This is a genomic window from Clostridium sp. UBA1652, from assembly GCF_002320975.1.
GTDB lineage: Bacteria > Bacillota > Clostridia > Clostridiales > Clostridiaceae > Clostridium_T > Clostridium_T intestinale.
This window is the reverse complement of record NZ_DCLI01000036.1, coordinates 143,778-157,411: the sequence shown is the minus strand read 5'-3', so window position 1 is coordinate 157,411 and position 13,634 is coordinate 143,778. Positions and strand designations below refer to the sequence as shown.

15 protein-coding genes are annotated in these 13,634 nt (G+C 28.4%); 9 read left to right on the top strand and 6 right to left on the bottom strand.

What is annotated here, in order from left to right:
• Positions 1-115 precede the first annotated feature (115 nt).
• Together B3N22_RS06040 and B3N22_RS06035 are read left to right on the top strand one after the other, a co-directional pair.
• Positions 116-757 carry a hypothetical protein gene (locus B3N22_RS06040; RefSeq protein ID WP_286905451.1) on the top strand — a complete coding sequence of 214 codons (642 nt, stop codon included), beginning with the start codon at positions 116-118 and terminating at the stop codon, positions 755-757.
• 9 nt (positions 758-766) lie between these two features.
• Positions 767-1,309 carry a hemerythrin domain-containing protein gene (locus tag B3N22_RS06035; RefSeq protein WP_286905449.1) on the top strand — a complete coding sequence of 181 codons (543 nt, stop codon included), beginning with the start codon at positions 767-769 and terminating at the stop codon, positions 1,307-1,309.
• 48 nt (positions 1,310-1,357) lie between these two features.
• Here the strand turns inward: B3N22_RS06035 and B3N22_RS06030 are convergent, their stop codons facing one another.
• Both B3N22_RS06030 and B3N22_RS06025 read right to left on the bottom strand, forming a co-directional pair.
• The gene (locus B3N22_RS06030) at positions 1,358-1,846 is read right to left on the bottom strand and encodes an amidase domain-containing protein (RefSeq protein ID WP_286905447.1); all 489 of its coding nucleotides are present in this window, start codon (positions 1,844-1,846) and stop codon (positions 1,358-1,360) included.
• Between the two features lie 24 nt (positions 1,847-1,870).
• Positions 1,871-2,572 carry a polysaccharide deacetylase family protein gene (locus B3N22_RS06025; protein ID WP_286905444.1) on the bottom strand — a complete coding sequence of 234 codons (702 nt, stop codon included), beginning with the start codon at positions 2,570-2,572 and terminating at the stop codon, positions 1,871-1,873.
• A 195-nt stretch (positions 2,573-2,767) separates the two neighbouring features.
• On the opposite strand from B3N22_RS06025, the gene B3N22_RS06020 reads away from it, so the two are divergent.
• From B3N22_RS06020 to B3N22_RS06005, 4 genes are all read left to right on the top strand, one after another.
• Positions 2,768-4,636: a putative bifunctional diguanylate cyclase/phosphodiesterase gene (locus tag B3N22_RS06020; protein ID WP_286905442.1), complete on the top strand. Its 1,869-nt coding sequence runs from the start codon at positions 2,768-2,770 to the stop codon at positions 4,634-4,636.
• A gap of 84 nt (positions 4,637-4,720) precedes the next feature.
• A complete protein-coding gene (locus B3N22_RS06015; protein WP_286905440.1) occupies positions 4,721-4,987 on the top strand; it encodes a hypothetical protein in 267 nt (88 codons plus the stop codon).
• A 119-nt stretch (positions 4,988-5,106) separates the two neighbouring features.
• Complete coding sequence (locus tag B3N22_RS06010) at positions 5,107-5,637, top strand: MSCRAMM family protein (protein ID WP_021802958.1); 531 nt, start codon at positions 5,107-5,109, stop codon at positions 5,635-5,637.
• Between the two features lie 114 nt (positions 5,638-5,751).
• A complete protein-coding gene (locus B3N22_RS06005) occupies positions 5,752-6,351 on the top strand; it encodes a dUTP diphosphatase (RefSeq protein WP_073017973.1) in 600 nt (199 codons plus the stop codon).
• Positions 6,352-6,377: 26 nt separating this feature from the next.
• On the opposite strand, the gene B3N22_RS06000 is transcribed toward B3N22_RS06005, so the two are convergent.
• Entirely contained in the window at positions 6,378-8,300 is a 1,923-nt protein-coding gene (locus B3N22_RS06000; protein ID WP_286905437.1) for an ABC-F family ATP-binding cassette domain-containing protein, read from the bottom strand.
• 174 nt (positions 8,301-8,474) lie between these two features.
• On the bottom strand, positions 8,475-8,900 hold the full coding sequence (locus B3N22_RS05995) for a hypothetical protein (protein WP_073017967.1): 426 nt from the start codon (positions 8,898-8,900) through the stop codon (positions 8,475-8,477).
• 120 nt (positions 8,901-9,020) lie between these two features.
• Here B3N22_RS05995 and B3N22_RS05990 point away from each other — a divergent pair, with 120 nt between their 5' ends.
• A complete protein-coding gene (locus tag B3N22_RS05990) occupies positions 9,021-10,319 on the top strand; it encodes an aminotransferase class V-fold PLP-dependent enzyme (protein WP_286905434.1) in 1,299 nt (432 codons plus the stop codon).
• A gap of 37 nt (positions 10,320-10,356) precedes the next feature.
• Here the strand turns inward: B3N22_RS05990 and B3N22_RS05985 are convergent, their stop codons facing one another.
• On the bottom strand, positions 10,357-11,577 hold the full coding sequence (locus tag B3N22_RS05985) for a 6-phosphofructokinase (protein ID WP_286905432.1): 1,221 nt from the start codon (positions 11,575-11,577) through the stop codon (positions 10,357-10,359).
• Positions 11,578-11,851: 274 nt separating this feature from the next.
• Here B3N22_RS05985 and B3N22_RS05980 point away from each other — a divergent pair, with 274 nt between their 5' ends.
• Positions 11,852-12,400, top strand: a complete 549-nt coding sequence (locus B3N22_RS05980) for a manganese efflux pump MntP (protein ID WP_073017963.1) — start codon at positions 11,852-11,854, stop codon at positions 12,398-12,400.
• A 77-nt stretch (positions 12,401-12,477) separates the two neighbouring features.
• On the top strand, positions 12,478-12,909 hold the full coding sequence (locus tag B3N22_RS05975) for a Fur family transcriptional regulator (protein WP_073017961.1): 432 nt from the start codon (positions 12,478-12,480) through the stop codon (positions 12,907-12,909).
• A gap of 30 nt (positions 12,910-12,939) precedes the next feature.
• On the opposite strand, the gene B3N22_RS05970 is transcribed toward B3N22_RS05975, so the two are convergent.
• On the bottom strand, positions 12,940-13,605 hold the full coding sequence (locus tag B3N22_RS05970) for a metal ABC transporter ATP-binding protein (protein WP_073017958.1): 666 nt from the start codon (positions 13,603-13,605) through the stop codon (positions 12,940-12,942).
• Positions 13,606-13,634: the final 29 nt, after the last annotated feature.

Genomic DNA, 13,634 nt, shown 5'->3' with positions numbered 1-13,634 from the left:
TGAGCCGGTGGTACTTGACTAAAAAGCAATTTTTGTTTGTAACCTATGTTACTGATAAAAATTTGAGAATGAATTATACTATGATTAAAGAAGTCAAGGAAAGAGGTTGAATAGAATGAGTTTATTTTTAGGAAAAGTTCATTTTTGGTTATTTAATAAAATAGTTTGGTTTGAAGGTTTAGAAAAAGAAGTAGAAAAGGTAATAGAAGAAAAAAATCTTCCTTTAAATAGTTGGAGAGAAGATATATATAACAAATATGGAAAACCAACAGAAGATAAACCTTTAGAAGATATGATAGATACATCTAATATTCATGGATGGCTACAAGGGAAAATAGCTTCAGCAGAAGGAAGACAGGCAGCCTTTATTACTAAGGGTGTAAATGAATTAGGGGAAGGGTTCCTAGATTCTATAAAAGAAGCTTATAAAGCTCAAGGGGATAAGGCAGCTAAAGAATATTTAGAGACTGGCGCTAGTGTAGAAGATTCAGCAGAAATATTTACAGCATTAAATAACTATATTTTAGATGGAATGCCTTGTGATAGAGCTAATGAGATATTAGAAAACTCAGAAGTAAAACTATCATGGGAAACAACACTAGATGTTCATGAGGATTATTGGAATGCAGAAGGCGGAAATGTACAATGGTTTTATGATGCAAGAGATTTCTGGATAGAAGCTTTTGTAAATGGATTAAATGAAGCTTTTGGATTTAGAAAAACAGCTGATAATGTAAGAGAAATTTATAGAAGATAGGTGATAAGTATGAATGCAATTGATATTATGGTAGATGAACATAAGAATATCAAAAAGATGCTTGTTATTACAAGAAAGTATTGTAATATGCTTTTAAATAATGAAGCTTTTGATTTAAATGTATTTAATGAAATAATAGATTTCATTAGAAACTATGCAGATAAACATCATCACGGAAAAGAAGAAGAAATGTTATTTAATAAGATGGAAGAAGAATGTGTGGAAGCTATTAAAAAAACAATTAGATATGGTATGTTAGTAGAGCATGATATGGGAAGAATGTATGTTAGAGATTTAGAAGAGGCACTTAAGAGATACAAAGATGGTGACGAAGATGCTAAACTTGATATAATAGCTAATGCTATATCATACACACATCTTTTACAAAGGCATATTGATAAAGAGGATAACATATTATATAAATACGCTATAAATAATTTATCTAAGGATACTTTAGACAAATTAGATAAAGAATCTTTAGAGTTTGAAGAAAATGCAAAAAAGAATGGCACACAGGATAAATATATTAAGTTAATTGAAAAATTATCTTAAAAAGGTAGATTAAAAGATTAATAAATCTTTTAATCTACCTTTAATTTATTAGATATATATTCTCATAAAATACATATTTAATAAAAAATATTCTGGATTAATTTTTTTGTTAATAGCATCAATACTATGTTGTGTTATTAGAGGTTCTCGTCTAGTTGTGAAAGATGTGATTATAGCTGAATGGAAAACATGTCCGTTTTTGTGTTGGAAAAATACTAGATCCCCAATTTCTATTGAATCATCATTAATAAGTACTCCTTTAGGACCTTGGTGTAAATACTCTAAATTCTCTCTTAAAAGCCAAAATAGACTGTGTGCAGTAGACCACGAAACTGAATAATCTTTATCAGATTTATAGTACCAATAAGGAGAAATATATCTCATAGGAGCACCAGCAAAATGCATTATCTGAGATATAAAATTGGAACAATCATTTCCACCTGTGCTTTTAGACCCTAAATAAACATATTTATCATTTGGAATTAAAGCATATTTATATGCGTAATCTACCATTTTATTTCTACTTAATTCCTTCATTTAAATAACACTCAATTTATTGATTTATTTAATTATATGGAACTGTTCTTTGGTTTGTTCATCTATAGTTTTGAAAGTATATCCCTTTTCTTTATAGTATTTAATAATATAAGGAAGTGCTTTTACTGTATTTTTATGTTTATTACTACAATGAAGTAATAAGATGATTGAATCTTTTTCACTAATTGAATTTTTAAATATTTTATTTGGTTCAAGAGTATAATTAGCGCCATCTCCACTATCTTGAGTCCAGTCATAAATTTTTAAGTTTTCTTCATGTAATAATTCAACCATAGAGTTATTAATTTTATAGCTAATATTATTGCAACCAAAAGGAAATCTTAATATATTTGTTTCTAGACCTATTAAGTCCTTGATTTCAGACTGAGTTTTTTTCATTTCTGATAAAAAAGAAGCTTTACTTAAATAAAGGTTTTCTCTTTTATGAGTATAAGAGTGTAAACCTATACTATGACCATCGTTGTTCATACGTATGAGGGTTTCTTTATTGTCTTTAATTTGTTCTCCGATAACAAAGAAGGTAGCTTTAACATTTTCTTCTTTTAAAATGTCTAAGATATCATTCGATAGTTTAGTAGGGCCATCATCAAATGTTAAGTATATGGTTTTTTGAGGATTTTCTTTGGATAATTCTTCTGCAAATACTATATTAGAATTTAAAAGTAGAGCAACTATGAATAATATTAGAAACTTTATTTTTGACATCTCAATTACCTCCATTTCATTTTTATAGTATGTACTATTGAGTAAAAAATATTAAATATTAAAATTAGTAAATAAAACTATAAGAAGTTTTTAATATTAATTTATAATAAAACAATATAGACACTTTAGAAATTATAAAAAGTAACGAAATATTAATTAGAGTAATAAAGAATAAATGCAATTGGTGGTGCTTACGTGGGTAGAATTAATTTTAGAAGTGCATTTATAGGTTTTTGTATATTATTTTCTATTATAATAACTTATATTTATAAAAATAGTATGCTTAATAGCATATTAATGATAGTGATTTTAGGGTTTGTATTTTTCGAAATATATAAATTGTTAGTGAAAAAAACTTATAATTTAAATAATGAGAAAGATCACTATTATTATAGGTTTAAGACAACCCTAGATTCTTTAAATGCAATGTTAATAGAGGTTTATGAATCAAATAAAGTATTATATATTTCAGAAATTATAAAGAAAGAATGGCTTATTAGTGAGGATATAAATTATAAAACTTTATTATCAATGTTTTCAGATGAGTATAAAGAAGCTTTGCAGTATGTTTTAGATGATTATATTTTATATAAAAAACAAGAAGAATTTAGCTTGTTTAGTGAGTTATATACTAAAGATAACAAAAAGAAATATTTATCCATAAAAGGCAAAGGTCAAAAGAATAGTCATGGTGAATATAATATAAGTGTGGTTATTTTTGATATAACCCATGAAAAAGAGCAAGAAACCAAGATAGAATATATAAAACTACATGATGAAATAACAGGTTTACCAAATAGACATCTTTTCAAGCAAAAAGCTAATAGTATTATTATGGAGATAAAAGATACTTACGAAAATATAGCATTAATATTTATAGATATAGATAATTTTAAATATATTAATGATGCATTTGGAAGTGAAATTGGAAATAAAGTACTGAGAAAAATAGGAAGTTTATTAAAAGAAAATGGAGATGCTGATAGTTTTGCATCTCGTTATGCCGGAGATGAATTTATAATATTAAAAAGAAATATTTTAGACTTAAATCTATTAAATACCTATTTGAAAAAATTAATAGAGGACTTAGGGAATTGCATAAGAGTCGGAGATAAAGAGATTTACACAACTATTAGCATGGGAGTAGCGTTATATCCTAAAGATGGTGAGGATTTAGAAACCTTATTAAAGAGGGTAGACGTGGCTATGTATAGTGCTAAAAATGAAGGTAAAAACACATATAGATATTTCAATATGGACATACTCAACTCTATAAACAGGCAATATTTAATTGAAAAAGGTTTGAGAAATGCTATAAAAAATAAAGAATTGTATTTAGTAATGCAACCTAAAGTTAGAAGTAATGATGAGAGTATAGAAGGTTTTGAATGTTTAGTAAGATGGAATAGCGAAGAATTAGGAGTAGTTTCTCCAGCAGAGTTTATACCAATAGCTGAAAGTTCCAGTATAATTATTGAATTAGGGAAGTATATTATAAAAGAAGCCATGGAAAGATGTAGAACCATGATAAATGAAACCAATAAAAAATTTAAGCTATCAATAAATTTATCAGAAGTTCAATTAAGAGACGAGTCATTATTAGAATTTATAAATCTTGAAGCTAGTAAGTGGGATATAGATCCTTCTTATATAGAATTTGAGATAACAGAAACGGTATTAATTCAATCGGCTGAAAGAAATGTAACTATTCTCGAGAGATTAAAAGAAAGAGGTTTCTCTATAGCTCTAGATGATTTTGGAACAGGATATTCCTCATTAAATTATTTAAATATACTTCCTATAGATATCTTGAAAATAGATAGATCTTTTATAGTAGGTATTGGAGTAGATAAAAAAAGCGAATATATCATAAGAACAATAATAAATCTTTCTCACGATTTAGAAATAAAGGTAGTCGCAGAAGGAGTAGAAACAAAAGAGCAGTTAGAATTCCTTAAAGATTGCAAATGTGATATTATACAAGGATATTTTTTCTCTAAACCACAAATGTATAATAAAGCTCTGTTTATGCTAAGAGAAGGTGTAGTTGGAGTAGCTGAATAAATAAGTACCATGTAGATAAAGGTTTTTAAAAACCATGAAATGTGATATAATAATTATATAAATAATAAGAAAAGGATGATCTATATGGGAAGAGGTTTTAGTAATATTGTCTATATAATACTAACTATAGTTGTAATATTAGGAGTAATAAACATTGTAGCTTTCTTACTTCCATACATAATCATTATTATAGCTGTTTTATGGTTATATAGACTTATAAAAGGAAAGAAATATAGTAAGAGAGAAAGAAATTCAAGTAACTATAGATATAATAGTAATCAAGCTAATGACATTCAACATAATGAAGATGGGGATGTTGTTGATGTAGAGTATGAAGAAATAAACAAATAATTAAATAAAAAAATGCTGTACTTTTATATAGTACGGCATTTTTTTATCGCCAATTTTAGACACCAAAGCTGTAGTTTAATCATAATATGTAGGGAAAGTAAACCTAAGGAGGAATTAAAATGAGTCACAATCATCAAGACGGATACTATAATATATACGATGGATACAGTCCATGTGAGGAAACAGTTAATAGCTGTGAGGACACAAATGATACAATACCAAATCCATGCCCAGTTCCACCAACAAGAAGAGGAACAATAACTGTATTTTCTAAACTTGGAACTCAAGATGGAGAACCTTTAGAAGGCGTTAAAGTAAATCTTTATAGGCTTGGAGATTGCCCTAAATTAGTTCAATGTGAAGTAACAGATTGTCAAGGGAAAGTAGTTTTTAATAATTTAGAAGAAGGATCATATAGAGTTATCCAAATAATTGATAGAAACTATTTCCAAAAACCATGCTATATTCCTTGGAATGAAGTAAATATAGATGGAAATACAAGAAACTCAACTATTACAGTAGTAAATAGACTTAACCCATCAGTAATAAATAGACACAGATGTAATTGTAATAATAACTGTGATGACGGTTTAGGATGGCTAGCATTAATACTTTTATTTGGCTTCTGTGGATTTGGCTTCTTCTGGTAATAATTTTATACTATATTGAAATAAGCGCAGTTTTAAACTGTGCTTATTTTATTGAATAAAAAGCTTTTTTAATATACAATTTTATATGTATTTTAATGAAAAGAGGTATATGATATGGAAAATAATATTGATGTATATATTAAGCTAGGAGAGAATGGGGTTATACCTAAATATGGGTCTATTAATGCAGCAGGTTGTGATTTATATGCAGCTAGTGACTTAGTAATAAGACCAGGAGAAATTAAGGTGTTATCACTGGATTTTATTATGGCAATACCAGAGGATTGTGAAGCGCAAGTGAGGCCAAGAAGCGGTTTATCATTAAAAACAACACTTAGGATTCCTAACTCACCTGGAACTATAGATGCTGATTATAGAGATAATGTTGGGGTAATAATAGAAAATAACTATAGTATAGAAAACTTGCCTTATGAAATAATGAAATCTCCTGAATTAATAGAGGTTTTAGAGAAAGAATATAGAGAAGTAAGTTTATCAGAGATAGTTAAGAGTAATAGCAATTGTAGTATTTTAAATAACAAAATTTACTTAGATAAAAATGATAATCCTTATGGAAGTATATACATAAAAAAAGGAGAAAGAATTGCTCAGATGATTTTCTGTAAATATAAGAGAGCAAATTTTATAGAGCATGAAAACCCTAAAGCTATAGGTGAAAATCGTGGTGGCGGTTTTGGACATACTGGAATATAAAGAAAGCAGGAATATATCCTGCTTTTCTAATCTTCTACAAGAGTTTCCCATTCCTCATAAAGAGAGGATATCTTATCTTGAGTTTCAGAAATTTCTTTATTGATTTTTACAATTTCATCACCATTAGAAAACACTTCAGGTAAACATTGCTTTTCCTGTAAAGCTAATAGCAATTCCTCAGCTTGACTTATTTCTTTTTCAATAGTCTGCAGTCTTACTTTTATAGCTTTAGATTCTTTTTCTATTTCCTTTTTCTTTTTTCTTTCTTCTCTTATTTGGGTTTTAGTTTTTCCTTGAGAATCTTCAAGTATAGACTCAAATCTATTAGGATTACTTTTCTTTTCGCTATAATAAGTATAGTTACCCAAATACTCTTTTATTCCATCTTCCTTCAACTCATAAATTTTAGTTATGACTTTATTTAAGAAATATCTGTCATGAGATATAACCATAAGAGTACCATCATAGGTTAAGATAGCATCTTCTAAGGCCTCTCTAGAAACTATGTCCAAATGATTGGTAGGTTCATCTAGAAGAAGAAAATTGTCCTTAGCTAGCATAAGTTTAAGTAAATTAATTCTACATTTTTCTCCACCACTTAAGAGATGGATTTTCTTAAAGGCATCCTCTCCTTTAAAAAGGAATGCAGCTAAAGCACCTCTTACTTCCGAAGTAGTAAGCTCTGGAAATTCACTCCATACTTCATCTAAAATTGTATTATCAAGATTAAGATCAGATTGTTCTTGATCGTAATATCCAACCTCTACATTTCTGCCTATTACTTTAACTCCTGTATCAGCTTTTATTTTCTCTAAAATTATCTTAAATAAAGTAGTTTTACCTCTTCCATTTTCTCCGATTAAAGCAACTTTATCTCCTCTTCTTAAATCCATTGAAAGGTTATTGAACAAAACCTTATCACCATAAGCTTTTTTTAAGTTTTCTATATGTAGTACATCATTACCACTTTTTACTTTAGTTTCAAAACTAATTCTAGAAGCTTCTTTCTCTTTTTCAGGAGCATCAAGTAGTTCAATCTTATCTAAAGCCTTTTCTCTACTTTCAGCAGCTCTTATACTTTTTTCTCTATTAAAAGAACGGAATCTATCTATTATTTCTTTTTGTCTTTTAATTTCTGCTTGTTGAAGATTATAGGCTTTGGCTCTAGCTTCTTGATCTTTTTTTCTTAGTTCTAAAAACTTAGTATAGGATGCATTATAGCAATATATAGTGCCCTGAATTACTTCAAAGGTGGAAGCAGTTACTTTATCTAAAAAGAATCTATCATGGGATATAACTAAAATAGTGCCTTTATATGTAGATAGGTATTCTTCTAACCATTCTATTGCATCTAAATCTAAATGATTTGTAGGTTCATCTAAGAGTAATATGTCTGGGTTTCTTAGAAGCAGTTTTACTAAAGCAATTCTGGTCTTTTGTCCACCACTTAAAGTAGAAATATATTTATTAAAATCATTTTCTGTAAAGCCTAATCCCTTTAAAACTCTCGAGATTTCACCTTTATATGTATATCCACCTCTATGAGAATAAATATCTTGTAGAGTTGTATAGTCATTAATTAATTTGTCATGATAAGAAGAGTTAGATTCATCATAGGGTTCTTTTAGCCTTTCTTCTAAGGTTAAAAGTCTTTCTTCTATATTTAATAGTTCTTGAAAAACTGTTAAAGTCTCATCATAAATTGTGTTTTCTTCAGAAAGTTCTAGATGCTGAGAGAGATAACCAAGAGTTTTATTTTTATCTAAAAACACATCACCTGAATCGGCAGAAAGTTGACCAGTTAAAATCTTAAATAGAGTAGACTTGCCTTCACCATTTCCACCTATAATACCTATTTTATCCCCTTCATTTATAGAAAAACTTATTTTATTTAAAACAACCTTCGTTCCATAACTTTTTTCAAGATTTTTACAACCTAAAATAATCATAGTTAATACTCCTTTATGGAAAATAAAAATACTTATACCATTATACTATCCTCACATGATTTAATCAAACAACACAATATGAGTAGATAAAAAAATTAAGCATCCAATAAAAAGAATATTGGGTGCTTAATTTATAAAAAACTTTATTATGTTCTTAGAAGTTTATTTCTATGTTTATTTTTCTTCAAAATAATTAATAAGTGATTTATTATGATGTTCCAATGTTATTGAAATTATTTTTTTAGTAAATAACTTAATCATATGATCAGGCATTTTATAGGATCTAAAATTAGAAATAATACTTTGATAGTCATTTTCTATTATATCAAAAACTGTATCAGTTTCTTTTGAGTTATCTTGACGAAAATCTAAGTCATCATCTTCATCTAAACTTCTTATTAATGAAAAAGTATTAGGAATATCAGTTACTATAGTATTTGGGGCAGAGCTTGAGAATACTTTGCCATTAAACTCTCCTATTAAATCTTTAGATTTTGTTATGGTAGAAGAAAACCCTTTGGAAAACATCATTAAACTTAATGGATCTCTAAACACTTCAAAAACAAGGTCATCACTCATATATTTATCTGCTGGAACCATTGTATACCTCCTTAGAAACTATTTTATTATTAAAGATTATGAAATTAATTTATTTATTAGAACTTTTAATTCAACAAAAGTTTTTCATAAGAATATGATGTTTATAAGGAGGTAATGAGCATGTATCCTGAAGATAAAAGAATAAGAGAAACCTTTATTGGTATAGAGGAAACTGTAAGAATAAACAATGGAAAATTCACAAAATCAATAAATTTTGATAATGCAGCTACCACTCCTGCTTTTAAAAAAGTTCTAGAAAGTGTAAATAATTTTATACCTTATTACGGAAGCGTTTCTAGAGGGGAAGGGTTTAAATCTAAAGTAAGCACAGATATATATGAAAAGTCTCGAGAAAAAATTCTTGAATTATTTTCTTTATCAGGTAGGACAGATTATGAAGTAATATATGTAAAAAATGCAACAGAAGGACTAAATAAGTTATCAAATAGATTGATAACTTCCCCAAATGATTTAGTTATAAGCACTAGAATGGAACATCATTCAAATGATTTGCCATGGAGAGGAAAATGCAGATTAGATTATATTGAGGTGGATGAATACGGAAGATTATCAGTAGATGATATAGAAAAAAAGCTTAAAGAAAATGAAGGACAATTTAAATATTTAACTATTACTGGAGCATCAAATGTAACTGGATATGTAAATCCGGTTAATAAGATAGCTAAATTAGTTCACAAATACGGTGGTAAAATCATAGTTGATGGAGCTCAACTTATTCCGCATGAAAGAGTTAATATGGCAGGATTAGAGCCTGGGGAAGAGATAGATTACTTGGTATTTTCAGCTCATAAAATGTATGCACCTTTTGGAATAGGCGTTATTGTAGCTTTGAAGGAAGGGTTTATACATGGAGAGCCTGATTATAAGGGTGGCGGAACTGTAAATTTTGTAACTGATGATAATGTTATTTGGGGGGAAGGATCTAGTAGAGATGAAGCTGGAACTCCAAATCTTTTAGGTGTAATAGCTTTACTTGCTGCAATTGATGAAATTAATAAAATTAGTTATAGGACAATAGAAAAAAGAGAAGAGTGGCTAACAAGAGAACTATTAAGAGGATTGAATAATATTGGTAATATTGATATATATGGATATCCATATTATGATGGCAATAGATTAGGAATAGGGGCTTTTAATGTAAGAGGTTTATGGCATGGGCACGTAGCTAGTCTTTTATCTGAGCTTGGAGGGATTAGTGTCAGAAATGGATGTTTTTGCGCTCAGCCATATGTCCAAAGATTATTAAATATAGATAATGAAACTATTGAAGAACATTTTAGGAATCCTCATAGAGTAAAGGAAGGTATGGTAAGAGTAAGCTTTGGAGTTTATAATACCTTAGATGAAGTATGGAGGTTTTTAAATATATTAGAGTATATTGCAAAAAATTATAAGTAGAAGGTGATGGATTAATCCATCACCTTTTAAAGTGGGTTTATTTGTTAAAAGCTTTATACTTTGGAAGACTATTTTCAAAGTGTAAAGAAGGATTACCTGAAATCAAAGGATTTAAATAGTCTAGGGCTTTTTCAGTTACATGATTTCCAGCCTCATTAATCCATTCACTTGGGAAATACTTAACTTTATTAGCAACTTTAGTAGTCTCTATAGGGAAAGTTGAGTATTCGTAAGGAGTATTAGACTCTCTTTTTATAGCAACCATCATACCTGTTAAGCCTTCTAGAGCATACTTTAATGCATCATAGCCTACTTGGTAAGCCTCATCAATATCAAGATCAGAAGCTGAATGCATAGAGCATCTTTGAAGTATTCCAAGCTCTAATGCTTTAACTCTAGTTGTAATACCAGCATCAACAATTGTGGATTTTAGGTAATTTCCTACACCACCCAACTGAGCATGTCCAAAGTTATCATGTGAACCAAGTGGGTTAATTTGAGCTAAAAAGTCACCTTGTTCATTTATTAAACCTTCGGATGCAACCACATAAACTCTGTTTTTTTCCTTAAAACGAGTGTTAACATCTTCTAGAAATTTTCCTACAACAAAAGGTTTTTCAGGTAAATATATAAAATCAGCAGCTGAAGAACCATTCTCTTTAGCTAAAGCAGCAGAAGCAGCTAGCCATCCAGTATCTCTTCCCATAGTTTCTAAAATGAATATTCCGTTATTCATATAAACAGAAGCATCATAATTTGTTTCTAAAACTGTAGTAGAGATAAACTTTGCAGCAGAACCAAATCCAGGGGTATGATCAGTATACATTAAATCATTATCTATAGTTTTAGGAATACCTATAAACTTTATATCTATATTATATTCTTTTCCATAGGCGCTTAATTTTGAAATTGTGTCCATAGAATCATTTCCACCTACGTAGAAAAAGGCCTTTATATCTAATTCTTTAAATATTTCCATTAATTTTTCATATTCTTCAAGGGATTCTGTGTGACTTTTTAATTTATATCTACAAGAACCTAAGCCAGAAGATGGGGTGTACTTAAATATATCTAATTTACTTTGTGATACATCACTTAAGTTAATAAATTTTTTATTTAAGATACCTTCAATTCCATGTAGTCCTCCATAAACAGTATCAAATGCATTTAAATTATGGTTTGCTTCAACTAAACCTACAACACTAGAATTTATTACTGACGTTGGTCCGCCAGATTGTGCAATAATACAATTAGCCATTTTTTCCTCCCTATATTAAATGGTATATCACTCTAAATGTGCTATACTATTTCTTTTAAATGTTATCCTATTATATGATATATGTATTATTATAATATGTCAAAGGAATTTTGTTGAAAAAACTCAGAATTTACATAGTTAATATAAGAAAAAGAGTTAAATGTGCTATACTATATAAATTTAATAGAAATTAAAAATATTAAAAATTTCGAGAATAATTATGTTAATGTGAAATATTATATAAAGATAGTATTAATGAGGAGATTAGACGGAAATGGAGAAGGTTTTAATTATTGCATTAGCTCTAGCAATGGATGCGTTTGGAGTTTCTCTTAGTATAGGTATAAATTGTGCAGTAAAAAGAAAAAATAAATTTTATTTTGCATTATCATTTGGAGTGTTTCAGTTTTTATTATCATTAATGGGAGCTGTAGGGGGATACTTCTTCAATAATTATGTAGCAGACATACCTAATATATTAGGAGGAGGGGTTATCGCTATAGTTGGTGTTATGATGATAAAGGAGGGAATGGAAAGTAAGGATGAGTGTATTTTATTAAATCCTAAAATGTATATAATATTAGGACTGTCTGTAAGTATAGATGCATTAGTAGTAGGATTCACAGCACTACATGATATAATAAATCCTGTGCTTATACTTATGGATACACTAGTTATAGGAGGGGTAACATTAATACTTTGTCTCTTTTCTTTTTACTTATCTAGATATGCTAAAAGGATAAGCTTTGTAGCTAAATATGCAGATTATTTAGGTGGAATAATATTAATGTTTTTTGGAATGAAAATGATGTTTAATATGTAATCATAATAATAAAAATTTGAATACAATGACATATACTTATGATATAATGAAAAGAAAAGTAACAATAGAGGGAACGTATGAATTGGGAGAATTTATTAAAAGATAAAAAAATAAAAGTTACTAGAGCTAGAATAGATATTTTAAAAATACTACAAGAATGCCAAAAAAGTATGACAGCAGAACATATCTACTCTATATTTTGTGAGCATAATAAAGATGTAAACATATCGACTATATATAGAAGTCTAGAATTATTTGAGGAAAAAAATATTGTAGACAAAGTGTTCCTTCCAGAAGGTGTTAATGGTTTTTCATTAAAGAAGGATGATCACAAACATAGATTAAAATGTGAAATTTGTAATAAGGAAATATTAGTTCATTGCCCATTTAAACAAATAGAAGAACTAATTAACTCAGAAGCAAATTTTAAGATAACAGATCATTCTATAACCCTAAAAGGAATATGTGAAGACTGTAATGATAAAAACAATAAAGGAAAACATAACTAAAGGCACAAAATTATTTTGTGCCTTTAACTATTATATAAGTACTTGTTGAGTATATATTGTATTTTTAAAATCATTTATAGTATAAAGATTAGCACAGCAGTCTTTAACGTTTATTATATGAGTAGAATAAGCTAAAGCTTTAGAAATATTATGTTCAACAGAAAGAATTGTAATCCCTTTTTCTTTATTCAAAGTTCTAAGTAGTTCATAAAGTTCTTGTTGAGTTTTAGCATCTAATCCTGAAGAAAGCTCATCTAGTGCAAGTAGTCCTGGATTACCTAATAAAGCTCTTCCTATAAAAATTCTTTGTTGCTGTCCTCCAGATAAGGAACCTATGAGACTATTTTTAAAAGCGGTCATATTAACATATCTTAAAACTTCATCTATGGCTTTATTATCTTTAATACCTAGAGTTTTAGCGTGAACTTTTAATAGTTCTTTTACAGTAATAGGGAAACTGCTATTAAAGCTGTCCATTCGCTGAGGAACATAACCTACAGAGTAATTAGAAGTATTTATAATACCTTTAATAGGTTTTAGTAGTCCTAATACTAACTTGAGTAAAGTAGTTTTTGCACTACCGTTTTCACCTATTATAGATAAAAATCCACCTTGGGGAATGTTAAGATTAACGTTATTTAATATATAAGGATCTTTTCCAGTATAAGAAAAGAAAAGTTCTTTAACTTCTAGCAAAATTTATCAGCTCCTGTATTTATAATTAT